The sequence below is a fragment of the Halalkalibacterium halodurans genome, from assembly GCF_005671335.1.
GTDB lineage: Bacteria > Bacillota > Bacilli > Bacillales > Bacillaceae_D > Halalkalibacterium > Halalkalibacterium halodurans.
This window is the reverse complement of the sequence record NZ_CP040441.1, coordinates 311,587-333,867: the sequence shown is the minus strand read 5'-3', so window position 1 is coordinate 333,867 and position 22,281 is coordinate 311,587. Positions and strand designations below refer to the sequence as shown.

Below are 22,281 nucleotides of genomic sequence, written 5' to 3'. Positions count from 1 at the left end.
CTCTAATGACCACATCGTTACTTTATGACGTGAATGAGCAAATCCTCACTTGTGACCTCGCGCTTATCTGTCGTTTGTACATTTGAAAATTGTTTTGCATTTGTAATCAGAACAGGCGTGATGACATCATAGCCCGCTGCTGTAATTCGCTCGACATCAAATTCAAGCAATACATCACCAGCTGCGACCTCGTCTCCCTGCTCAATAAATGACGTAAAATGCTCCCCTTTTAATTGCACCGTGTCAATGCCTACATGGATGAAGATTTCTGTGCCGTTGTCAGATGTAATCCCGATGGCATGCTTTGTCTCAAATAGTGAGGTCACGGTACCGTTTATTGGTGCCACTAAACGTCCCTCTTTTGGCCTTACTGCAACACCTTTCCCCATTGCACCTGATGAAAAGACGTGGTCTTGCACCTCTGTCAGCGGAACCACCTCTCCTTTTAACGGACTTTTGATCTCTTCAGATGCGCTAGGTTCTTTCTTGTCATCTTCTCTTTTTACTTCATTCTCAGATCCTGACTCATTCGAAAGTGTGTCCTCGTCATCAACTGGATCTTTAAATCCGACGATGTACGTTAGAACAGCTGCCAATACAAATGAAATAATAATCGCGATGACGAAAGCAACAAACCCTCTTCCATCCTCAGGGTAAAAGATCGGAATCGTTAATAACCCCGGTGCACCTGGGGCGACAGCAACACTTCCATAGTGCCCAACAATCGCCCCTCCTACAGCCGCGCTAATAACGGCCATTATGAACGGCTTCTTCAGTGGTAACGTAACCCCGTATACGGCTGGCTCGGTAATTCCAAATAACGCTGTAATGGAAGTGGATCCAGCAAGTGCTTTTAGTTTTTTATTTTTCGTTCGCAGCATCACTCCGAGAGCCGCGCCTGCTTGAGAAAAGACAGCTGGGGCTGCCACCGCCTTAATGACATCTTCTCCTCTGACAGAAAGGTTGTTCAAAATGATCGGGATAATCTCCCAATGGATGCCGAAAATCACTAACACTTGCCATATACCCGCAACAATCGCTCCCGCTAAAACAGGACTGAACGTAAAGATCTCTTGAATCACAGACGCAATTCCGTTCCCTAAATAGACTCCAATTGGGCCTAAGATTATTAAAGTAACAGGGACAATGACGACTAATAAAATAAGTGGCGTGACAAAGTTTTTAACCGCTTCATGAATCTTTTTATTGCAAAACTTCTCCACGTAACTCATGGCAAAAACAGCGAGCAAGATCGGAAAAACTGTGGACGTGTAATTCATCAAAACGACCGGAATGCCGAAAAAGGTTACATCTATAGCGCTATCATGTAGCTCCACAATGGACGGATAGATTAGAGCTCCCGCGATCGTAGCCGCAACGAATGGATTGGTTTCAAACTTTCGTGCAGCGGTTACCGCCAATAAGATCGGCAAGAAATAAAACATACTATCAGAAGCAGCATGCAAAATAATATAAGTCGTCTCCCCAGAATCAAGCCAGCCTACATTGGTGGCAATCGCCAGAAGCCCTTTTAAGATCCCGGCACCGGCCATCACCCCGAGTAATGGGGTAAAAATGCTCGCCACCACATCGATTAAGCGACTGACAAAATTGCCACTGTTCCCTGTATCTCCTCCTTTTTTTGTACTTGTAGTGTCATCGAGAATCGTGGATATTTTTCCTATCGCCGCATATACCTCAGGCACTCGATTCCCAATAACCACTTGAAACTGGCCCCCATTTTCCTTGACCGCAATGACACCATCGGTTTTAAGCAATTGCTCCTTATCGGCCTTTGAATGATCAATTAAAGAAAATCGTAATCGCGTGGCACAATGAACGAGCGATTTCACATTCTCTTCACCGCCAACATGGTCGATAATCTGTTTGGCTACCTGCTCATAATTCATAGTAACGACTCCTTCATTTGAATTTCCGATTAGGCCTAATCGTTTGAAAGCAATAAAAAAACCCAAATCAAACGCACAGGATGACAGACTCATAGTGAGTCGACTCCTTATACATTGATTTAGGTTTTGCCTGCCCGAAGCAGTTACAATCCCAAGGATTTGTAGTTTATTCACTTTACATGCTCAATATATACTACTCCCTTGTTTTTGTCAACGCTTTCATATAAATAAAAATGATGACTTTTGTCCCACTTTTGCTGGCTTCTATTTCAGATGCTCTGGATCGACTGCATAATGTAAACAAAAACTTAATACATCCTACATCATAGCGTCATATTTCTTTAAAAAATGTTCTATAGTTTAATAGAGGAAGACTACTAAATAAATTCTATCTGGAGGGAAAACGATGCAAAGAAGACAACGGTCGGTTTATGCTGTTTTTACAGTCCTTTTCGCTTTTCTGTTACTCGCACCTCATTTCGGGCAAGGGCACGTACAGGCATCCACTTATTCATGGAACATCTATAGTCAATACATTGAATACCAGCCAACCGGCGAACGATTCTACCATAAATCGTGCGGGCAAGTAAACAATGCCACCCAAGGGTATTTCCGACTGCCGAACACTTATTCCAGCACGAATATTGCCCAATACGATGTGGGAAATGGTCGATCCGTAGAGTTGGATTTCGGTAGCTGCTCCACCTATGGAATGACCCATATTCTTGCCCGCCATGCGCCAGAACTCTTTATCGGAAATCCTACTCAAGTTCAATCGTTCTTTAACCCTGGACATCCATTAGGGTATTATGAAAGTATCATTGGTCAAATCATTAGCAACAATCGTACGCAAATCCTTAATAATGGATTTACGAGTAACGGAACGGTCGTTTACGGCAACACCCCACATGGACAAGTACGATTGGTCATTAAAGGGGGAAAAGTAATTACAATGTATCCAAATGGTTGGGGATTAGGCGAACGCAAATATTAAACCATCGGAGGGCGGCTCATGATTAGAAGCTATTTCTTAAAACCACAATATGATGTTGGTCTATCAGTGGCAGACTCTACTTTTGATCAATATTTCTTTCCAACCAATCATATAGAGGAAGCGAGAAAGTGGTTACCATTAGGACAACCGATTTTTCTAGGGACGTTCCGCATGTTTATTGAAGATGAGCCGCTCTTTGATAGGGTTTACATTGATAGCATTGATTCCTTTTGGTTTGGCATGCTTTCTGCACTTGAGGCCCTACAGACGGAAACAGAAGCCTCCTTCCCGTTTACTTATCAACCATTTGATTTTCAATTGAAACGGAATGAACAAACCCTCACGCTCCTGCTTTCCCATGATTCGTCGGAGTTAGAGCGGTGTGCTGTCCCCCTCTCGACGATGAACATGCTGTTAACCGGGGCCGAGGAGTTCTTCCAAGACTGTCATGCCATCGGCTTAACCGTCATCGATGCTGAATATCAAGAGATCACTCAGCGGATCGAACGGCTGAAAAAGTAGATGTACTTTTTCAAACAATGTAAAGCGATTTCATGATGTATTCATTAAAAAAATGATGAGGTGTTACACTCTATTTCTTCTAGAGATCCACATGTTGGATAAATATGCAAACAGAATACTAGTAAACAAAAAGTAGGTGTACATATATGAAGCGATCTAACCTAACGTTACACTACTAGCAATAAACAATAAGGTAGTGGAAGGTAACACATTTTGACGATAACTATTCCAAAGACCTAAGCTTATCGAATTTCCATAGTACGAAAAACGAAAAGAGAATGACGAAACTGCCACAATAAAGCAAAATCGAAGAGATCGATAGGTTAAGAGAAAGGGTAACGGATGTCATCCCATATGACAATGGAATCAAACCACTGGAGGCCGTTGACATCATCCCCATTACACGACCTATCTTATCGGAATCTGTTTTTTCTTGGACTACGGCTCTAGCTGGTATATCTCCTATTGAAATTCCCATACCTAAAATAGCTAAGACGAAAATGGCCTGCCAAAGAGAGGCGACCTGTCCTAATAATGCGATTGCTACTCCCATAACAGTTAACCTTATGATGATTAATAGGCCTCGCTTTGATCTGAGGTTAATGATCCCGATCATGATTGCACCTAGTATCAGTCCTCCTGCAATCGTACTTTCTAAATAACTAAGCTCTAAAGGATCACCCTTTAAACGTTCTTCTACGATCAAGGGAATGGCCATCGTTCCAGGTCCGGTGATAAAAAAATTGACGAATACACTCGTCCACATCAAACTGAGCAAGACAGGAGAGTGCCTCAGGTAAGAGTATCCTTCTGTAAGATCCTTTAGTGGCGAAGGCAGCCGCTTTGTTTCCGGTTTATCAAACGGTTCTTTTACTCGAAAAATCAATATGGCACCTATGATCAGTAAGCACATAATCGTTACAAAAATCCATTCATACGCGGTAATTGTGATGAACCATCCAGCGATCATCGGTCCAATAATTAAGGTGAGATGGTTTGTGCTTTGTAAGAAAGAGTTTGCACGAGTGAGGTGATCTTTTTTTACAATAGAGGGTAAAATTGCGTAATTCGCTGGCCAGAAGAAAGCATCTAAAATTCCAATACAAAAAGCAAATCCAATGAGCGTCCATATATTGATTACGCCCAAAAATTGAAGAATGAACATCCCAAATAAAAGTACACTTCTTGTGATTAGTGAGCAAAACATAATGGTTGAGCGTCTGAATCGATCCGCTAAAACTCCCCCAATCATCATGAGAAGAACACGTGGAACGGTCATAGCCATAAGGACTACACCGAGAAAGGTCTTCAAACCGAGTTCATCAACTACATACCAACTCTTAGTTAAAAAATAAATGGAAAAAGACAACCCAGAGAAAATACTGGCAACCCATAAAAGTAAGAACTTTTGGTTACGTAGCAAAGATGACAATCGCTGGCTCTGAGGTTGTTCGATTTCCTTTGACAGCTCTAGGCTCATAAGTCTTCTACTTAACCCATTTTTGTATTAAGTAAGACACCGCTAATCTTCTATACACTTGCCTTCATCGCTCGATTCCTCATCATTTTCCTTCATGATTATGCCCATTCCTTTCGCTTCGCTCAAGGCACAAAACGGCATGAAATAAACTTGTGCTGAGCGATTTTTTTATTATTCTAGACTTATAGGGATACCAGTACACTACAAATCACGTGGAGGTGAGTGGGCTGCTCCAGTTATGGAGTGACCGCATGATTATATGTGTAGATTACCTTTCCAAGCACAAATAAGTGTGACTTCGAGCACGCAGACTTATCTTTGTATAAACAACTCGTTTATAGCTAGGTAATCAGTCAATGCTGTCTATCCCTATATATCTTGGAAAGGAGTTCTCCCTATGGGTTTAAAAATTGTCTATCCCGTCTGTTGTGGAATTGACGTCCACAAAACCTTTGTTGTGGCCTGTATTGCTTCAACCAACAAAGGAGTGACTACTTACAAACGCCATCGCTTTTCTACCTATACCAAAGGGCTGAAAGAGCTGTCACAATGGCTTTGTGAAAACAACTGTAAAGATGTCTGTATGGAATCTACCGGGAAATACTGGATTCCCGTGTTCAATGTTCTTGAAGATTCCTGCAACATCACTCTGGCTCATCCCAAATACGTCAAAGCCATTCGGGGTAAAAAGACGGACAAAAAAGATGCCAAATGGATTGCTGATTTATTTAAACATGATCTTGTAGCTGGAAGCTTTATGCCTCCCCTAGCTATTCGGCAACTTCGTGACCTGATGCGTTATCGTTTTAAATTGACCAACTTTACGTCCAGTGAAAAGAATCGATTTCAAAACAGCCTAACGGTATCGAACATCCAGCTTGGTAATACCGTGTCGGATACCTTTGGAAAGAGTTCCATGAATATTATTGAAAAACTGCTGGAAGACCCAACAGATACAGATTTTGATATCGAACCCCTTATACACGGTTCGATGAAGGACAAGATTCCCGAGTTAGAACTTGCCATTGATGGTGTTATTTCACCTGAGCAAGCAGGGAAAATAGCTGTGATTAAACAACATTATGATGATCTTCAAGCTCGTAAAGCAGATCTTGAACAGCTGATCCTTTCTCTTGCCGAGCCCTACACAGAAGAAATTAACTTGATCTTAACTGTTCCGCCCTTTAAAAACATCTTCTCCGCCATTGCAGTGGTTTCGGAAATAGGTGTCAATATGGACGTGTTCCCGACAGCTAAGCATTTATGTTCCTGGGCAGGGCTAACACCAACGAATAACGAAAGTGCTGACAAGAAAAAATCCGTAAGGGTTTCGAGAGCAGGGGTTTATATCAAGCCCCTTTTGGTACAGTGTGCTACGGCTGTAGTCAAAAGCGATAAGCATCCCGAAGTCCGAAACCGCTATTTAAGACTTAAAAAACGTCGCGGACACAAACGTGCCATTATCGCTATAGCGCGAATGTTGTTAACAGCAATTTACCATATTTTGAAGAAAAAAGAATCTTATAACCCAGATCTGTATCAGAAAGCCGATGTTCTTCCAGTAAATCGCGAAATTACGATTGAACAAGCAATCTCGTTGGCAAAATCCCAAGGCTTTCGAATTATGGAAACAGTAACTTAAGTTTTGTTTGATATACCATAATTTGCTAAACAGTCATCTCTGGATGGCTTATTTGTCATACTCTTTTACTTTAGTTGTTACATCATTGGTTTATTTCAGACTTGGTTCCTCATGATTAACCTCTCGCAACGAAATATCCACCGTATACTCCAACAGCCCTTCCCAATCGTCTTGTGGTGATTTACGTCCCCATTGATCTAAAACATCTCGAAGATCAGATTGAAACTGTTCTAATTGTTCTGTGGTAAGTAACAGGCGTGTTGTGATTCTAGTGGCTGACGCATCACCCGATACGGATTTAGAATCAGACTTAAGGTTAAACCACGTCGATTTCGCCCTATAGTATTTCTCTACGATGCCGCCTATTTCTTTCGTTTCGATAAGGTCAATCAGTTGCCCTTCATATAGACGTTGTATGTGGTAATGGATGTTCCCAGGAGTCTGACCGAGCTGGTCTGCAACCTGCTTCGCCGTTTTCGGCACATCCTCGAGGGCATGAAGGATCTTGACCCGAAGGGCACTACCTAATAACTTAGACTGTTCAATCGAGATGGAGAGCTGTTTTGAATGATAGTCCATGTTTTCACCTCTTACTAATTTTATAGTTCGTTCTAAATAATTAGTATGACTTGTAAAATTAGTATAATTTCTCATAAAAATTTTGTCAACGTAATATTGCAACTTTTGAGCCCCTTTCCACGTTTACCAATAAAGACTCTTTTTGGGACAGAGTAATATCCTTGGATCGTACAGATTGTTAATAAAAACCTCAACATTCAAACGCACATATGCTAAATGATGCAAGCATTTGTGCGTTTAAGTTTTTTTACCTCTACAAAGGGAGCGTCAGAAAATAAAATGGTGAAGCTTAAACCCTAAATAGATCCCTACTACCCCCGTCATTCCTGATAATGCAGGAGATTGTGTACACATTTCCGTGACCCAACATTCGAAGTAAAGCTACACACATCGATCCGTTTTTGTGATCGTTCCTGCTATTCAAACCATAGGATGCTACACTTTATTTCTTCTAGAGATCCACATGTTGGAAATGTGAATGGCTAATGCTGATAATAGTAAGGTGGCTACTATGCTCCCTATTAGACTCGAATTAAATGTCCCTGAAACTAGTACTTCCATAGCATGTTTGCTCATACTTGCCGGGTTCAGATGATCAAGGATGGGATTTAAACCAACGATCATTCTACAGCCCAAAAGAACGACAATAGAAATGCATGCAATCACACCTTGGCTATTAAACATAGTGCTGACCATTGTTGTGAATGAAACAATAAAAGCTACCCACAGTAGATAAAATAATAAAGTTACCAATAAATCTGTAAAAGGAATACTAGTAAACAAAAAGTAGGTATACATATATGAAGCGATGTATCCTAACGTTACACTACTAGCAATAAACAAAAAGGTAGAGAGGACTTTTCCACTAACATAAGTTCCAACTGTGACAGGCCTTGTAAGAATAAAAGCTAGCATCCCATTGGCTTTATCCGATTGTACAATCCCCATCATTGAGAGAACCATGATCATAATGCCCAGTTGGTCAAACTGAGAACCTAATGTACTAGCCAGCACCTCACTCCCATGCTGTGCTGTCATACTTGAGTCTATGGTAATTCCCTGCCCCCCACCAAGCGCCTCTAGAATGGAAGGCAAATAATACGTTACAACCGGTTGGGTAATTCCTAGAAATATAAAAACAAGCGGCAGCCAGACAACCTTAAATTCCCGCACAAATTGAACCATTTCCTTCTTGGCTAATATCGTTAACTGGTTCATTCTCCCACCACCAATTTTAGAAATAGCTCTTCTAGTGTGTCATGGTCTAGCTCAAACTTTACAATGTTCACATCGTGCTTTAACGCATTTGCCAACAACATGTTCTTGTGTAATTCTATATTTTTCACCTCTACATTTACTTTATTTCCTGTTACCTCCACATCTTGTACGTAATTTAGCTTCTTAACGACTTCAATCCAATCTTTACTTTCATCTGTTATTTCCACTCGAATTTTATTTTTGCTGTTTCGATTTAATAATTCCATCATGGTTGTATCCTCAATTTTTTCACCGTTTTTAATCATAACTAGCCGCTCACATATTTCTTCTGCATCTGCCAAAATATGTGTAGATAATAAAATGGTGCTGTCTTTTTTTATTTCTTCTATAATGTTTAAAACTTCTCTTCGACCTATGGGGTCCAAAGCCGATACCGGCTCATCCATTACGATAAAAGATGGCTTGTGTAATAACGCCTGTGCAATACCTAATCGTTGTTTCATTCCACCCGAAAATGTACTAACCTTGGAATTCTCTTCTCCACGCAAACCTACTTTTGACAAAATTTCTGGAATCGACTTCGTCAGTTTCTTCTTACTAATGCCAGACAATTGCCCCATAAAGAGGAGTGTCTCAGATGCAGTCATCCATTGGTAAAAATCAGGGTACTGCGGTAAATAGCCAATTTCCCGTTTCATTTCGAATATTCTTTTTCCATTAAGTAAAATGTCTCCACGAGTGGGATCCAGAATGTTCGTAATCATTTTTATAAGCGTCGTTTTCCCTGCCCCATTGGGCCCAATTAAGCCTACACATTCACCTGAGAGGAGATCCATCGAAAAATCATGAACAGCGGTTTTCTCTTTATATTTTTTTGTGACACTTTTAATTTCTAATTTCATTTTCTTCCGCTGTCCTTTCTCCCCATAATAAAGTAGACTATCGGCCCGAGCGGGAGAACCAAAAGGATTATTATCGTCCAAATAAGTACATTTTTTCTTGTTTTTCGATGCCGATATAAATCAATTAATGCGATTAAAACGAATAACATCACTATGGCAATAACAGGAAATATCATAGGGAGAACCGCCATGAAATCAATTTCTTTAAGGTCATTGATACTATAATTCAGTTGGATCTTCATCACCCTCATTCTCGTCTTTTTATTTTATTATTATCATTATCGATAATGATAACGTAAATGAAAGGGGACCGCAACAGTTTTCTGTTTCGCACAAAAACCCCCTCTGGCCAAATAATACCAAAGGGGATCGTTTGTTTACTTTTATCTTAAACATTAGGCTTCGTTCACACGTGGAAATATGAGCGATATGGTCAATCCCGAACCTAGCTCTGATTTTGCATCCACCTGAAGCGCTAAATCATAAGCCATCTTGCTCACTAAGAAGAGACCCATCCCTGTTGCTTGTCTTGTGTAGGCACCTCTCCTTCCAGTAAAGCCTTTATCAAAAATGAAGGGTAAATCCTCTTCAGATACACCAGGTCCATTATCTCGAATCGTTAAAATCCGTTGATCCTTCCCTTTGTCATAGTGAGCTTCGAATTTTATGATGGGTTTGTCCTGATTTGCTGCAGCGTATTTCGTGCTATTCGCGAGGATTTGTTCGACTATAAAAGCTAAACCTTTGCGGTCAGAAAAAATCTCCATTTCCTCACCGATGAACTGTACTTGAAAACCAGATTCATCTAATAGTGTTTGATGATGTTCAACCGTTTGTTTACAAAAGGCTAGTATGTTTATTGGCTCAAACATGTAATCTTTATGGGCCGCACCAAGCCTTGCAAAATACAAAATTCGCTCTACGTCTCCAAGCATTTGATCTCGAATATGGAGCATACGGTGTCTTACGAGGGAAGACATTTCATCCCTACGGTTATCTAATACCAAGGTCATCAATGACAGCGGCTTTTTAATTTCGTGAACCCATCCTTCTATGTAGTTTTCATAATCGGCTAACTCCATAACCTGTTCATTAAGCTCTGCCTGATAGGATCTTATGCTGCTGCCCATGTCTCGGATGCAGGACCAATGAGTCTTAGGGGAGACCCGACATAATCTTTCTTCGTTCATCTCATTCGGTTCTAACAAAAATTCTTGAAAGGCAGCCTCTATTATGTTTTGCTTCCTTACGATGATGAAAATGGACAGCGAAAGTGTCGCTAAAGTAAAAACAATCATGAGCCCTACTAACACTTTAAAGGTTTCCGGGTAAGCTAACCAAGCGAAAAAAATAAATAGGAGATTGGTTATAATCAAAAGGAGGAACCCTAGCTTATAAGCATAAAGACAATCATAGATTTGCTTGATCCCTCTCATGGTTTTAGTTGCCCCCTCAGTCGATACCCCTGCCCCCTTATCGTTTCAATTTCATCTTCCAAGTTTAACGGTCGCAATGTTTTTCGTAAGCGAGTGAGATTAACTTGAAGGGCATTTTCGTCTATATATTCGTCTGTCCCCCATAAACGTTCGCTCAGTGTAGACTTGGATACGATCCCAGGTTTATTCTCTACCAGAGCCAATAATAGTTTTCCTTCATTCTCTGACAATCGTAACGACTCCGATCCCTTATACAAAGTAAAGGTGTTAGGGTCCAGTGAGAATCTGCCTCCATCGATCAAGTCTGGTTGCCCTTTGAATCTTCTTAACAGGTTTTGAATACGGGCTAATAATCGATCACGATTGCAAGGTTTTATGAGATAATCATCCGCTCCTAAATGAAGACCATGTAATTCATCTTGTAGCTTATCTCTTGATGTAAGAATTAATATTGGACCAATTCCTTTTGATTTTAGAGTTTTGCAAATGTCAAAGCCGGATTGTTCCGGTAAATTAATGTCTAATAAAACTAAGTCTGGTGCTAAAGTGGCGATTTGAAGAGCGATATCATGAAAGTCTGTCATCGCTACGGCCTCAAACCCTTCTTTTTGCAATACGTCGATTAACTCTTCTCTCATCCATGAATCATCTTCCACAACAATAATCCTCGTCACTTCAGCACCTCCTTCATATGAAATGAACGACTCGTTAATCGATCGTTCGCTTCCAACGCAATTTATCAATTTCATGATCTGCTGATCGGGCAACGGCTACGCCATAAATCGCCACAATTACAATTATAATACACGCAAAGGCAAGGGCAATAGGATACAGTAACGGTTGATGTTCGATGTGAATCATTACAAAAGAAATCATCGCCTTAATCCCAACAGCTCCACTCACACATGCGAGTGACACAGGCAATAGAAAGGTCCACAACACTTGTTTCTGCATCGATTGTTTCATTTGATGACGTTTCGCGCCCAACATGGAAAGGGTTAAATAACGCCTGCCTGTTTGCTTCATTTGCGTTAAAAATTGTAGGGCTAAAACCGTACAAGCAATAATCAAAAATAAAAATCCCATGTATAAAACGGTATAGCTTCCAGCCACAACATAGAACAGCTTGCGGCCAAAGTTTTGTAAATAACTTTCAAACTCGAAGCCAGCAGACGTTAATACGTCTTTCGCCTCCATCATCGGCTTCATTAAGCCGTGCTGCTCTTGTACCTTTTGTGGGATGCGAAAATTCCAATAAGACCGATACGTTTCCGTGTTTACGAATTGTTCGAACATCGGATCAGGGACGATAAATGCGGAATGGATTTCAACTGAACGGTCTGCTACTAACCCTCTCATTGGAGTGGATGGACGTATAGATACGGTCTGATCATCCATACGTATTAAACGTTGTCCATCGTTTGCAGCCTGCTCAAGAATTTGATCGAGTACAGGCATGCGATCTAAATCATCCATCGGCATAAAATCAGGATTAAAGTATAAAGCCATTTCGTCTGATTGTAAGTTCAGCGGTTGTTCCCCTACTGCTTCTAAAAGTCCATTATAAGATGATTCAGGAATGAGGTAAGGTGCTGATGCATCGATCTCTAGGACCCCAAACAGGTTAAGTGCTTCAGGGTTTTCCGAACTGATCGTATAACTCTGCATTTCTCCAGATAACACTTGCTCTTGATCGCTCGTTGGCAATGCCATAATGATTTGTTCTCTTAATTTAGACCAATCCACCAATGACAACGCCATCCCATCTTCCAACCGCTCGCCTTGGCCTTTCATCCTTCCTATTTCCAAGAGATTTAAATCCTCAACATACGACACCATGTTTTCCGAAGTCAGAAACTCCTCCACTCTTTCGCTCTCTCCATTAACCGTAAAGTCATACACAGAGGACTCGCGATTATATAAATCACTTCCTGAATTCAAAATCGTCGAGGCACCATCGGCGATTAAAATGATCGACAATGTGATAAGAATCGATGTGACGGCAACGGAGGTCGAACGATTCGCGATGTTCTCCTGAAACTGCCTTATTGTAAAGGTGTGGAGCCCTTTCGTTGATTTACGCTCAGACAATCCCGCCAAGAAACCTAGTATTTTTGCAAAACCTCTCATAAAAAAGATCGTCCCCAAACTTCCGAGAGCCAATGCGATAAACATAAGCAACCCTGCAAGCTCCTCAAAATGAGCTAAAACACTCCAGTAGGCCATACCTAGAAGGGCCACACCAATTAAAAGATGGATGATGTTCCCTTTCACGTGTCCCATGTCGGTTTTCTTATCCATCTGCTCATAAAGTAACTGATGGACTTCTTGTTTAAATAGTCTGCCGCCAAGAATGACTAGCGCGACAAACTGGATGAATAAAAAGCCGATGATCGTAAAGAAAATCGCGCTTAATGACAAGGTCATTTGATGACCGATAATGCCCTGTCCCACTAATTTAGAAACGGTCAAGCTAATGATTTCTGCCAAAAATCCGCCGATTAAAATCCCACCAACGAGTGCAAAAATGGATGTTATGAACCCCTCTGCTATAAGCTGAAGAACAAGGCGTTCCTTGCGCATTCCTAACATGAGATAGAGCCCGAACTCTTTACTCCTTCGATTTAATTGGTACTGATTAGCAAATAAAATTAAGAAAAATAATAAAAATAACGCAAATAGATAAACAATGGGCATTAAGGCTAACAGTTTATCAATCGCATCACTTTCAAACTCCCTTAAGAATAAAATAATATCTTGTTTCCCCAAGGAAAGAATAATATAAAACGAGGCGACTGCGGTTATAAGGGTTGCAAAATAGATTAAATTCTCCTTACGGCTACGTTTCGCATGACGATAGATCAGCTTAGAGAACATTGGCGCTTCCTCCTCCAAGCTGAGCTAGTACCGTTAAAATTCTTTCATAAAATTTCTCACGAGACTCTTCTTGTTTGCGACGTAGTTCGTGAAAGATGACACCATCTTGAATAAAGAGGATTCTAGAGCAAAAGCTCGCTGCATTAGGGTCATGGCTGACCATTAAAATCGTTCTTCCACTACTACGATTAATACTCTCCAACTTCGTCATTAACGTTCTTGCGGAGCGTGTGTCCAATGCCCCTGTCGGTTCGTCCGCCAGAACGATATCTGGATCAGAAATCAAACAACGCGCGGCGGCGACCCTCTGCTTTTGCCCACCAGACATCTGAGATGGGAATTTATGAAGAATATCTGCAATATCTAAAATACTTGCCAGCTCATCTAACTTCACACGCGCTTTTGTAAAATCCACTCCATGAATGGCTAATGGTAATAGGATATTTTCTTGTCCCGTTAGATTATCCAGCAATTCAAAGTCTTGAAACAAATACCCGATTCGACTGCCACGATACTTCGCTAAATCCTTACTATCAAACGCACTGATGTTTTTTCCATGTAAAAGAACACGTCCCGAGGTGGGTTTAATAATCGTAGCAATGCAGTTTAATAATGTCGTTTTGCCAGAGCCACTTGGACCCATGATTCCTAAGAATTCTCCTGGGAGAATGTCAAAATTAACACCCTTTAACGCTTTTGTTAGATTGTTTTTCTTTCCGTAGTTTTTTTGTAAGTCTTGAACCTCTAGTAATTTTCCGTGACTGGCCATGTGAAACTCCCCTTTTCTATCATCATTTTCGGAAATCATCATCCACCGGATGGAGCTATTCACATTTTAACCAGTATGACAGACGAAAAACACTTACACCTAATGTAAGGAAAACGGAAGGGTTGATCTAATATTCTTAAAGATTTACGCTATAGAGCTTACAATAAAAAAACGGCCTCATAGAGACATCCTGTCCTAAGAGACCATTCTTTTAAGCATATCTGCTCGAATCATTCGATTTTAAAACGACCCTTCAAGTGACAACTTCTAATGTATTAATCGTCACCCCACGTTGATTAGAGAGAGTCGGTACCTGTAAAGAAGGAATACGGCCTAGCCATCCCAACGATGACTGTTTCTACTGCTCCTTGCCAACATCCTCAATGGCACCAGACACACCAGCTTGCTCAAATGTCGCCATTTCACGTGCAATTCGGATGGCTGACCTTACAATCGGAAGGGCAATGGCCGTCCCGCTTCCTTCCCCAAGACGAAGATTTAGATTGACGAGTGGTGTTAAGCCTAAAAGTTTGTTCACACAGACATGACCAGGCTCCACTGATTGGTGGGATGCAATCAAATAATGCACACATAGGGGTGCGATTCGAACCGCTGTTAGGGTAGCCACAGCCGTGATGAAACCGTCGACTAAAACAGGGATTCGCCATGCTGCTGCGCCTAGTACAATCCCTGCAAGACCTGCTATTTCTAATCCCCCTACTTTGGCTAAAACGTCAATCGGATCTGCTGCGTTGGGCTGGTTGACTTCAATGGCCCGCTTGATCACAGCGACCTTTTTTTCTTTTCCTTCATGACTTAGACCTGTCCCAAAACCAACGATTTGCTCCACCGGTACCTGCTCGAGTGCAGCGAGCATCGCACTGCTTGCCGTAGTATTTCCGATTCCCATCTCCCCAAGCGCTAGCAACTTAGCTCCATTCTGTATAGCTGCCTGTGCAACATCGATCCCTACCTCTATCGCAGCAATGGCTTCTTCTCTTTCCATGGAGGGGCCTTGCGCCATATTATTTGTTCCATGGCGTACGTTTTTGTTGATTAAACCCGGAAGCTGCAACGTGCCATTGACACCAATATCAACAACCTGTACCGAGGCATTTGAGACACGTGACAACACATTGATCGCTGCCCCACCTGTAATGAAATTATGAACCATTTGCTGAGTAACTTCTGATGGATAAGCTGAAACGCCTTCAGCGGCTACGCCATGGTCTGCCGCCATTACGATTACGGTGGCAGGATCAATTTCAGGCTGGGTGTGACCCGTAATGCCCGCTATTTTAATCGCCAATGATTCTAATAAACCTAAACTCCCCAAAGGTTTCGTCAGAGTGTTTAAATGTTGTTCCATTTGTTGCTGTGCTTTTGTGTCCAACCCATTGATTGAACCAATCGTTTCCTTTACTTTTTGCATGATCCTTCCTCCTTTGATGGTAACTCCCGACCACACAAAAAACCCCAGCTTAAATAAGCTGAGGGTATGCCATGCCTCATCAATGACAGCGCATCTTCTTAGGCAGGTCTCCTGGCTCCGATTCATCGCATGCTACACCTTCCCAGTTTCCCAGTGGTATTGTAGCAGCTCCTCGACTACAGTGGCGGGCTCCGCGTCGTTTTAAAACTTCCCTATTCTCCTACAAATGAGGCACCTAAGAAGCCTATTAAACTGTATTACTACACTACAATTAAATCATAAAATCATTCGGTTAACAATCCGTCACATTAGCAAATAGTCCCCAGTTCTGGAATACTCAATAAACCTTCTATTCACTTATCTTGCTAATTAACTTCTGTCGATTTTACATCATTCTCAACCTTGGAAGGAAAAGCCTTTCCGCTTCGTTTAATCTTTTGGTAAAATTTAAAGAGTGGTTAAAAATCGTAAGAGGGAGAATTTAGATGATGACAACCCCTATTTATGTAGTAGACGCTTTTACAAATCAAGCTTTTAAAGGGAATCCAGCAGCCGTCTGTGTTCTTCCTACTTCACGAGATGATATTTGGATGCAGCATGTTGCTTCGGAAATGAATTTATCCGAGACTGCTTTCCTCCACCCTTATCAAGATGGATACTCATTGAGGTGGTTTACACCAAATACAGAGGTCGATTTGTGTGGACATGCGACTCTGGCAAGTGCCCGTATTTTATGGGAACTGGATCACATAAGCGCGGAACAGCCCATTACATTTTATACTAAAAGCGGAATACTTACTGCTAGTAAACGCGGCGAATGGATCGAATTAGATTTCCCATCTGAACAACCAAAACAGGAAAATGTGTATCCTAATGAACTGATTGATGGATTAGGCATTCAACCGTTATATGTTGGCCGAAACCGATTTGATTATTTAATTGAAATAGACTCTGAACAAAGGTTAAAAGAATTAAATCCTAATTTTTCACTATTAGAACAAATCGATACTAGAGGAATCATTGTAACAAGCAAATCGACATCAACTGAATACGATTTTATTTCAAGATGCTTCTTTCCAGCGGTAGGTGTGAACGAGGATCCTGTTACAGGGTCAGCCCATTGTTGTCTAGGTCCATACTGGCAAGAAAAATTAAACAAAAACGAATTTCTTGCCTATCAGGCTTCTAAAAGAGGAGGCATCCTAAAAATCAAATTGCAACATGATAGAGTTTTCTTATTAGGGCAAGCCATCACAGTATTGAGAAGTGAGCTCCTCCTTTAACTCGTAACCTATTCATCCATGAATGATGAGATGATTTAATCATCCGCAAGAATTTAAAAAAGGTAAAAATAGTGCAACATTAGAGGAGTGACAGTGAGATGAAAATAGAGCATGTAGCAATCTGGGTCAAAGATTTAGAAGCTATGAAAACATTTTATGTTAAGTACTTTAATGGACATGCAAACTCAAAGTATCATAATAAAGATAAGAAATTTGAATCTTACTTTCTAACGTTTGACGGGGGTGCACGTTTAGAGATTATGTGTCAGTCAGGTATCGATAAGCCGGATCAGGACGATCGGATGGGTTGGGCTCATATTGCCATTTCTCTGGGGAGCAAGGAGGCCGTCAATCAGATGACAGGCCGCTTACACAATGACGGTTACCGCCTTGTTAATGGTCCTCGTGTTACTGGGGACGGCTATTATGAGAGTGTGATAGAGGATCCTGAAGGCAACTTCTTAGAATTGACTGTGTAAAAAATATCGCGCCCTTTAATGGAGCATCGTTCTTGATTACCGTGCTGCATTGATATTCCCGGCTTAACCGTTCTCCTATAAAAACGTGCATTTCTATAGGAGAACGCCATAAAGGCATGGTTAATCCCTGTAGTGACTTTTCCTTAAAGGGTGATTACCCGATCGCATCGGTCGGCAACTTCAGGATCATGGGTAACGATCACAATCGTCATTCCTTCTTGGTTCAATTGGCATAACAAATCAAGAATGACATTGCGGTTAGCCATATCAAGTGATCCTGTTGGCTCATCAGCTAACAACAAGTCGCACGGCCGTAACAAGAGGCGTGCAATAGCCACACGTTGTTGTTCCCCTCCTGATAGCGAGTGGACTTTTTTATTTAGTTTGTTAAAGAGACCGACTTTTTCTAACACTTCCTTTTTCTTTTGTTGTTTGAATGTACGTGATCCCTTTATAAGTTCGAGCGGGACGTCGAGATTTTTCGAAACCGTTTCATCATCCATTAAAGCAAAGTTTTGAAACAAGTAAGCGATTTTGCTTTTACGGAACTGCAATGCCTGTTTGGAATGGTATGCTGGCTTGTTCTTGCCAAAAAGCCGCACCGTGCCGCGATCTTCTTTTTCTAACAGACCAATAATGTTTAAAATCGTTGTCTTTCCTGAGCCGCTTGGCCCTGTAATCGCGATCATTTCGCCACGATCAATGGTTAAGTTGAAGTCACGGAGCACCGTTTCTGAATGAAAAGATTTGCTGATGTCAGTCAGTTCTACGATTGCAGCTGCCATTCGTTATTCCCCCTTTAATACGCTAACTTTGTTTTTCTGCTCGAGCCTCATTAACACAACAGACGTGACCACCACTTCCGTCAAGAAAAGGACAAGTACGACGATCGCCAAGTATTGGGTCCCACTATGGCGGTAAAGGGCAATGCCTAAAATGACGACCCATGTTGCCAACGTCCAAAACAGGACATTACGGTAAGCACGAAACAGACTGTGGCCGAAAAGGCGCCGCAATAGAAAGCGTTTTTTGTGTTGTGCGAACAACAAATGGCTTGATTGCACAATCATAAACAGGGCGATTGTTGCCGTAAGCACAAACAGGATCGTATCAAGTGTTAGTGCCCGTTGGATCTCAGTAATGTCTTTTTGTGCTTGTTCATTAACGGTCACCAAGTGTTTGGCATTGTCATCAAGCTGCAAGTCGCGCAAAAGCGGAAGATAGTGTTCATAGGTTTTCGCTGTATTTTGGTCCAACAGTTTGACTTTTAGCGGATCATTTCCGACTGAGCCACGAAAGAAATCTCGTTCCATTGGATAGCTGTTATTCTCCGTAAGGACTTGTATGATAGGGTCAACAATTAGATTGCCTTCGTTTGGGAAGACATAGAGATTAAAGCTAAACACTTCTTGAGACGAAGCGAGCCAAATGATGTCAAACGTTTGCTCTTGCAAGTGGGAATAAGACTCTGCTTGATATTCGGGCATCGTTGCCCAATACGCATAATCTTCTTTAAAGTAAGCAATAATATCTTCTTTCTGGTCCTTATATTGCTCAGGAACCAATAACACACGATTGGTTTCTTCTTCCTGAATGGCAATACGTTTATTATTCTCATCTACTAGCGGAAAAGCTTGTAAATAGTTTGGGTTCACTCGTATTGAACGAATATGTTCTTGTGAATATTCCGTAGCCATTCGCAACCATTCTTCTTCATAAAGTACTGCATCTATATAGAGAGCGCCCACAGCATTTAGCACTGGATACAAGCTCTTAGTTAAGGAAATATCTGTTTGCCATAAGCCACTCTCCTGGTTCATTTCTTCTTGGTCGTAACCGATAGAATGGGGATAAAATTCGCCGTAATCTTTACCGAACGCCCAATCGGTCATCGAGTTACGCACTTCTTCCATTATTGTCAGGCGATCCGCGATTTGTAGCAAAAAAACAATGACAGAAACGAGGGCGACCACCTTGGCTACTTGGCTTACGATTAAAAACAGCTTCGTTTTCGTGTTGTTTTTAATGCTCTCGATTAAGGAAGAACGACTGCTATAAAACACAAACAAAAAGGATATCGCCAGCAGAAGCAGGAATGGCCATGATCCGGTAACCATTGTAGCGAAGAGATAGCGAGGTTGCCAGCCAAACAAGGCAAAAGCCAACAGGGGCAAGAACAACAAATAAAAAGCAAAAAAACCTCCACAGGCATTGCCGATCAATCGTCGCCATATCTTAAAAAGCGAAAAACCGTGCATGCTATAAATCGCGACTGTTTTGCCGTTTCGCATAATGTAAAACATGAGCATCAGCCCTGTTATTCCCCAAAGCGTCCATGCTAACGTTTTCGGAAAGGTAGGATCAAATGTTGTGCTCACATGACTAGGCTCTGTTTGAACAGCAAAATCATCGACTGTTAACGGTTCAAGCTCTTCCACATAGTCTTCAAGGTAATGGTTGAATAAATCGGCAAGCGTGGCGGAAAACTGCTCTTTCGTAACAGTACCAGCTTGTTCCACTTGATAGGTAGCATAGGGCGAGACATAGTTAGGAAACTGGTGCAACGGCCTAACCGTTCGTGTATGTGTCTGGCTCAATGTTTGTATCGTCCCTTTGATTTCCTCAACGTCTTCCTTCGTTCGCCGAGAAGACAAGATCAAGTCACCATCACGGGTATCTTCACTCGTTAAACGAGAGCCGTGTCGAAGTGGAATCGCCTCTAGAAAGGGGCTTTTTTCTGTCAGCAAGGCAAACGTCGTCAAGGCAATCTTGTCGCCTTCCCCAAGGAGTTGGACATCACGCAACAAATTTACCTGATGATGGGTAGCTGCTTCCTCTAACACAGACAACACAATATCAGGCCCTAACAAATCGATTCGTGGAATCGTAACAGCAAAATCAGCATACGCTGCTGCCGACCATGCGTGCACTTCTTTGTCTGTCTCCAGTAAATACGAAACATAAGCCGAAAACAGAAAAGAAGCAGCCAAAAAAACGAGAAAAAGACGCTTCATGAAATAAACCCCTTCGTAATCATTCCTGTTATATGTATCGTGGAAATGAAGCGCTTCGCCCAGTAGATACTGGACGAAGCGGCATGTTTAGTACGTAAAACGATAGAACGTTGCTGGTAAGTTTTTGTTGCCGCGGATGCTAGCATAGGTAGTTGCTCCCGGACCGCCTAGCGGCGAGACGGCTCGATCATTCCCTAACTGTGCAGCAGAACGGTGCGGCCTGTCACGATGATAGTAATTAGAATAAGCCGTTTTTCGAGTGTCTGTAACATTGGTAATGCCTCTTGACCAGATCCAAACCGTGCTCTGGGCATCGACTGTTTCAAATGGCGTCACATCGGCATTTGATACGCCCTCTTGTTCTGAAACCGTTTCTGGTTCAGCGGCCAATACTTGTTGGGAAGCAAGTGCTAGAAATGTGGCTGCAGCTACTGAAAAGAAAATCTTTTTCATTTAATTTTCCGATTTTTGGGTGCAAATTAATTCTATAAATTGTTGAAAAATTTGTCAATGCCTTTTTAGTAAATTAATAGAATAATTTGTAGAATATCGGTTTTTTATTGGAACACATTGACAACTACATGTGCAATTGTTTAGAGTAGAATAAAACTTAGCTTTATGAAGGAGTGTCTTAGATGCGAAAAATGGGATTGACGTTAGTGCTTGCTAGCATTTTTGTCTTGGTAGCATGCAATGCAGATGAAAATGAAACGGAAAGCGTTGACCAAAATGCAGAAGTGGAAGAAGTAACAGAAGACGAATTGGAGCAAGACCAAGAAGAATTTGAAGACGTTGTGGAAGAAACAGATGACGAAGAGGAATAATCTTTGGTTTAAGGTAGATTGAAACCCATAGATTGCGAGACAAAAAACGACTAAGATTAGTAGACGGGGACAAAACTAGCGGGTTTGCCACGTTACTGAGGCTATTTTAAAACCCTATCTTTCAGCTCATCATGAAGGAGCAGCTGGTTCCTGACAATGGACCCGTTTCGGGTACCCGCCACCCCATCTTATTTTCCAGTTCTTTTAATGCGTAATTACAATCCTTTTCATAGGGCATTCTCATGGGGGAATGCTCCTTTTTTCGTCACTTTCCTGAGGCTGGAACGGATGCTTTCCACGGCGTAAGTCGATTTTGCGAATGGCGTTGGCATAGTCAAAGAACTAATCGACTTGTCCAAAGTTTCTCTGGATAAGCGGTCCATTGTTGTTTGAAGGATTCAAAGGCCTTTTGACAAGCCTTCAGACTCGGGGCACTATTATCCTTTTCTTAATGCCTGCGTAATTGCTTTATAATCCTTACTTGGTACTTCTTAAAGCTTGTTGAATATGTGCTAAATGGTGATTACCATGCCATGCGTAAAGTGCGATACTCTGTTCAATTCGCATTATACTACCATCAGGATACTGATATATTATTCATTACAATTCCCTCCCTCTTTTCTGCCCATCGCTTACTAACAATTATTTCAAATTACCTTCATTTTCACAAGAGGTTAGTCAATTTTTCATAATATGATCCTTTCCTAATAACCCAACTCACCTGAACAACTTCCAGGTCCTTTGGTCTAAAATTTCAAATTGATTTTTAGCCATCGCGCCTGATTGTGGAATACGTTTCGATAAATAACCCCTTTGGACACGATAATCCAAAGGGGTAAAAAAGGTATATCCTTTTTCAAAATCTACAATCTCCTGTAGATTTAAATTAAGGTTTGATCTAAAACGACGGCTAACGTGCA

Annotated in this window: 20 protein-coding genes, 1 pseudogene and 1 riboswitch; of the genes and pseudogenes, 6 read left to right on the top strand and 15 right to left on the bottom strand. The window is 41.5% G+C overall.

Going from position 1 to position 22,281, the window contains the following annotated elements:
• Positions 1-17: 17 nt before the first annotated feature.
• Positions 18-1,910, bottom strand: coding sequence for a PTS beta-glucoside transporter subunit IIBCA (locus FED51_RS01750; protein WP_053432237.1), 1,893 nt, complete (start codon positions 1,908-1,910; stop codon positions 18-20).
• A gap of 406 nt (positions 1,911-2,316) precedes the next feature.
• On the opposite strand from FED51_RS01750, the gene FED51_RS01745 reads away from it, so the two are divergent.
• Together FED51_RS01745 and FED51_RS01740 are read left to right on the top strand one after the other, a co-directional pair.
• Positions 2,317-2,904, top strand: coding sequence for a hypothetical protein (locus FED51_RS01745; RefSeq protein WP_010896476.1), 588 nt, complete (start codon positions 2,317-2,319; stop codon positions 2,902-2,904).
• A gap of 18 nt (positions 2,905-2,922) precedes the next feature.
• Positions 2,923-3,426, top strand: coding sequence for a hypothetical protein (locus FED51_RS01740; RefSeq protein ID WP_010896475.1), 504 nt, complete (start codon positions 2,923-2,925; stop codon positions 3,424-3,426).
• A 223-nt stretch (positions 3,427-3,649) separates the two neighbouring features.
• Here the strand turns inward: FED51_RS01740 and FED51_RS01735 are convergent, their stop codons facing one another.
• Positions 3,650-4,906, bottom strand: a complete 1,257-nt coding sequence (locus tag FED51_RS01735; RefSeq protein ID WP_053432117.1) for an MFS transporter — start codon at positions 4,904-4,906, stop codon at positions 3,650-3,652.
• Between the two features lie 397 nt (positions 4,907-5,303).
• Between FED51_RS01735 and FED51_RS01730 the strand changes: the two genes are divergently transcribed.
• A complete protein-coding gene (locus tag FED51_RS01730; protein WP_053432116.1) occupies positions 5,304-6,548 on the top strand; it encodes an IS110 family RNA-guided transposase in 1,245 nt (414 codons plus the stop codon).
• 90 nt (positions 6,549-6,638) lie between these two features.
• Here the strand turns inward: FED51_RS01730 and FED51_RS01725 are convergent, their stop codons facing one another.
• The 9 genes from FED51_RS01725 to cobT all read right to left on the bottom strand — a co-directional run bounded on the left by FED51_RS01725 (position 6,639) and on the right by cobT (position 15,761).
• Positions 6,639-7,127, bottom strand: coding sequence for an ArsR/SmtB family transcription factor (locus FED51_RS01725; RefSeq protein ID WP_053432115.1), 489 nt, complete (start codon positions 7,125-7,127; stop codon positions 6,639-6,641).
• A gap of 435 nt (positions 7,128-7,562) precedes the next feature.
• Entirely contained in the window at positions 7,563-8,345 is a 783-nt protein-coding gene (locus tag FED51_RS01720) for an ABC transporter permease subunit (RefSeq protein ID WP_053432114.1), read from the bottom strand.
• On the bottom strand, positions 8,342-9,247 hold the full coding sequence (locus tag FED51_RS01715) for an ABC transporter ATP-binding protein (RefSeq protein WP_053432113.1): 906 nt from the start codon (positions 9,245-9,247) through the stop codon (positions 8,342-8,344). The genes FED51_RS01720 and FED51_RS01715 overlap by 4 nt, the downstream gene beginning before the upstream one ends.
• Complete coding sequence (locus tag FED51_RS01710) at positions 9,244-9,489, bottom strand: PLDc N-terminal domain-containing protein (RefSeq protein WP_407901023.1); 246 nt, start codon at positions 9,487-9,489, stop codon at positions 9,244-9,246. Before FED51_RS01710 ends, FED51_RS01715 begins: the two co-directional genes overlap by 4 nt.
• Positions 9,490-9,642: 153 nt before the next feature.
• Positions 9,643-10,683: a sensor histidine kinase gene (locus tag FED51_RS01705; protein ID WP_053432112.1), complete on the bottom strand. Its 1,041-nt coding sequence runs from the start codon at positions 10,681-10,683 to the stop codon at positions 9,643-9,645.
• Positions 10,680-11,357: a response regulator transcription factor gene (locus FED51_RS01700; protein WP_083445641.1), complete on the bottom strand. Its 678-nt coding sequence runs from the start codon at positions 11,355-11,357 to the stop codon at positions 10,680-10,682. Before FED51_RS01700 ends, FED51_RS01705 begins: the two co-directional genes overlap by 4 nt.
• Before the next feature lie 34 nt (positions 11,358-11,391).
• Positions 11,392-13,560 carry an ABC transporter permease gene (locus FED51_RS01695; RefSeq protein ID WP_053432111.1) on the bottom strand — a complete coding sequence of 723 codons (2,169 nt, stop codon included), beginning with the start codon at positions 13,558-13,560 and terminating at the stop codon, positions 11,392-11,394.
• Positions 13,550-14,329, bottom strand: a complete 780-nt coding sequence (locus FED51_RS01690; protein ID WP_010896467.1) for an ABC transporter ATP-binding protein — start codon at positions 14,327-14,329, stop codon at positions 13,550-13,552. The genes FED51_RS01695 and FED51_RS01690 overlap by 11 nt, the downstream gene beginning before the upstream one ends.
• Positions 14,330-14,687: 358 nt before the next feature.
• Positions 14,688-15,761 (bottom strand): nicotinate-nucleotide--dimethylbenzimidazole phosphoribosyltransferase, encoded by a 1,074-nt coding sequence (gene cobT, locus FED51_RS01685; protein WP_053432110.1) that lies wholly within the window; start codon positions 15,759-15,761, stop codon positions 14,688-14,690.
• 84 nt (positions 15,762-15,845) lie between these two features.
• Positions 15,846-16,015: riboswitch (cobalamin riboswitch) on the bottom strand.
• Positions 16,016-16,246: 231 nt separating this feature from the next.
• On the opposite strand from cobT, the gene FED51_RS01680 reads away from it, so the two are divergent.
• Entirely contained in the window at positions 16,247-17,044 is a 798-nt protein-coding gene (locus FED51_RS01680; RefSeq protein ID WP_083445640.1) for a PhzF family phenazine biosynthesis protein, read from the top strand.
• 98 nt (positions 17,045-17,142) lie between these two features.
• Positions 17,143-17,523: a VOC family protein gene (locus tag FED51_RS01675; RefSeq protein ID WP_053432109.1), complete on the top strand. Its 381-nt coding sequence runs from the start codon at positions 17,143-17,145 to the stop codon at positions 17,521-17,523.
• Between the two features lie 143 nt (positions 17,524-17,666).
• Here FED51_RS01675 and FED51_RS01670 read toward each other — a convergent pair whose 3' ends face one another.
• The 3 genes from FED51_RS01670 to FED51_RS01660 all read right to left on the bottom strand — a co-directional run bounded on the left by FED51_RS01670 (position 17,667) and on the right by FED51_RS01660 (position 20,990).
• On the bottom strand, positions 17,667-18,308 hold the full coding sequence (locus tag FED51_RS01670) for an ABC transporter ATP-binding protein (protein WP_053432108.1): 642 nt from the start codon (positions 18,306-18,308) through the stop codon (positions 17,667-17,669).
• Between the two features lie 3 nt (positions 18,309-18,311).
• Positions 18,312-20,537: a bacteriocin-associated integral membrane family protein gene (locus FED51_RS01665; protein WP_053432107.1), complete on the bottom strand. Its 2,226-nt coding sequence runs from the start codon at positions 20,535-20,537 to the stop codon at positions 18,312-18,314.
• A gap of 87 nt (positions 20,538-20,624) precedes the next feature.
• On the bottom strand, positions 20,625-20,990 hold the full coding sequence (locus FED51_RS01660; protein WP_053432106.1) for a lactococcin 972 family bacteriocin: 366 nt from the start codon (positions 20,988-20,990) through the stop codon (positions 20,625-20,627).
• 182 nt (positions 20,991-21,172) lie between these two features.
• Here FED51_RS01660 and FED51_RS01655 point away from each other — a divergent pair, with 182 nt between their 5' ends.
• Complete coding sequence (locus FED51_RS01655) at positions 21,173-21,361, top strand: hypothetical protein (RefSeq protein WP_010896459.1); 189 nt, start codon at positions 21,173-21,175, stop codon at positions 21,359-21,361.
• Between the two features lie 101 nt (positions 21,362-21,462).
• Here FED51_RS01655 and FED51_RS21300 read toward each other — a convergent pair.
• Positions 21,463-21,849: pseudogene (locus tag FED51_RS21300) on the bottom strand (IS256 family transposase); the annotation flags it as partial.
• Between the last annotated feature and the right edge of the window lie 432 nt (positions 21,850-22,281).

What these genes read in the sequence shown, in the direction of transcription:
- FED51_RS01730 (WP_053432116.1), top strand. Translation starts at nt 5,304, where the DNA reads ATGGGTTTAAAAATTGTCTATCCCGTCTGTTGTGGAATTGACGTCCAC.
- FED51_RS01695 (WP_053432111.1), bottom strand. Translation starts at nt 13,560, where the DNA reads ATGTTCTCTAAGCTGATCTATCGTCATGCGAAACGTAGCCGTAAGGAG.
- FED51_RS01680 (WP_083445640.1), top strand. Translation starts at nt 16,247, where the DNA reads ATGATGACAACCCCTATTTATGTAGTAGACGCTTTTACAAATCAAGCT.
- FED51_RS01750 (WP_053432237.1), bottom strand. Translation starts at nt 1,910, where the DNA reads ATGAATTATGAGCAGGTAGCCAAACAGATTATCGACCATGTTGGCGGT.
- FED51_RS01735 (WP_053432117.1), bottom strand. Translation starts at nt 4,906, where the DNA reads ATGAGCCTAGAGCTGTCAAAGGAAATCGAACAACCTCAGAGCCAGCGA.
- FED51_RS01720 (WP_053432114.1), bottom strand. Translation starts at nt 8,345, where the DNA reads ATGAACCAGTTAACGATATTAGCCAAGAAGGAAATGGTTCAATTTGTG.
- FED51_RS01740 (WP_010896475.1), top strand. Translation starts at nt 2,923, where the DNA reads ATGATTAGAAGCTATTTCTTAAAACCACAATATGATGTTGGTCTATCA.
- FED51_RS01655 (WP_010896459.1), top strand. Translation starts at nt 21,173, where the DNA reads ATGCGAAAAATGGGATTGACGTTAGTGCTTGCTAGCATTTTTGTCTTG.
- cobT (WP_053432110.1), bottom strand. Translation starts at nt 15,761, where the DNA reads ATGCAAAAAGTAAAGGAAACGATTGGTTCAATCAATGGGTTGGACACA.
- FED51_RS01660 (WP_053432106.1), bottom strand. Translation starts at nt 20,990, where the DNA reads ATGAAAAAGATTTTCTTTTCAGTAGCTGCAGCCACATTTCTAGCACTT.
- FED51_RS01745 (WP_010896476.1), top strand. Translation starts at nt 2,317, where the DNA reads ATGCAAAGAAGACAACGGTCGGTTTATGCTGTTTTTACAGTCCTTTTC.
- FED51_RS01675 (WP_053432109.1), top strand. Translation starts at nt 17,143, where the DNA reads ATGAAAATAGAGCATGTAGCAATCTGGGTCAAAGATTTAGAAGCTATG.
- FED51_RS01725 (WP_053432115.1), bottom strand. Translation starts at nt 7,127, where the DNA reads ATGGACTATCATTCAAAACAGCTCTCCATCTCGATTGAACAGTCTAAG.
- FED51_RS01705 (WP_053432112.1), bottom strand. Translation starts at nt 10,683, where the DNA reads ATGAGAGGGATCAAGCAAATCTATGATTGTCTTTATGCTTATAAGCTA.
- FED51_RS01690 (WP_010896467.1), bottom strand. Translation starts at nt 14,329, where the DNA reads ATGGCCAGTCACGGAAAATTACTAGAGGTTCAAGACTTACAAAAAAAC.
- FED51_RS01715 (WP_053432113.1), bottom strand. Translation starts at nt 9,247, where the DNA reads ATGAAATTAGAAATTAAAAGTGTCACAAAAAAATATAAAGAGAAAACC.
- FED51_RS01710 (WP_407901023.1), bottom strand. Translation starts at nt 9,489, where the DNA reads ATGAAGATCCAACTGAATTATAGTATCAATGACCTTAAAGAAATTGAT.
- FED51_RS01670 (WP_053432108.1), bottom strand. Translation starts at nt 18,308, where the DNA reads ATGGCAGCTGCAATCGTAGAACTGACTGACATCAGCAAATCTTTTCAT.
- FED51_RS01665 (WP_053432107.1), bottom strand. Translation starts at nt 20,537, where the DNA reads ATGAAGCGTCTTTTTCTCGTTTTTTTGGCTGCTTCTTTTCTGTTTTCG.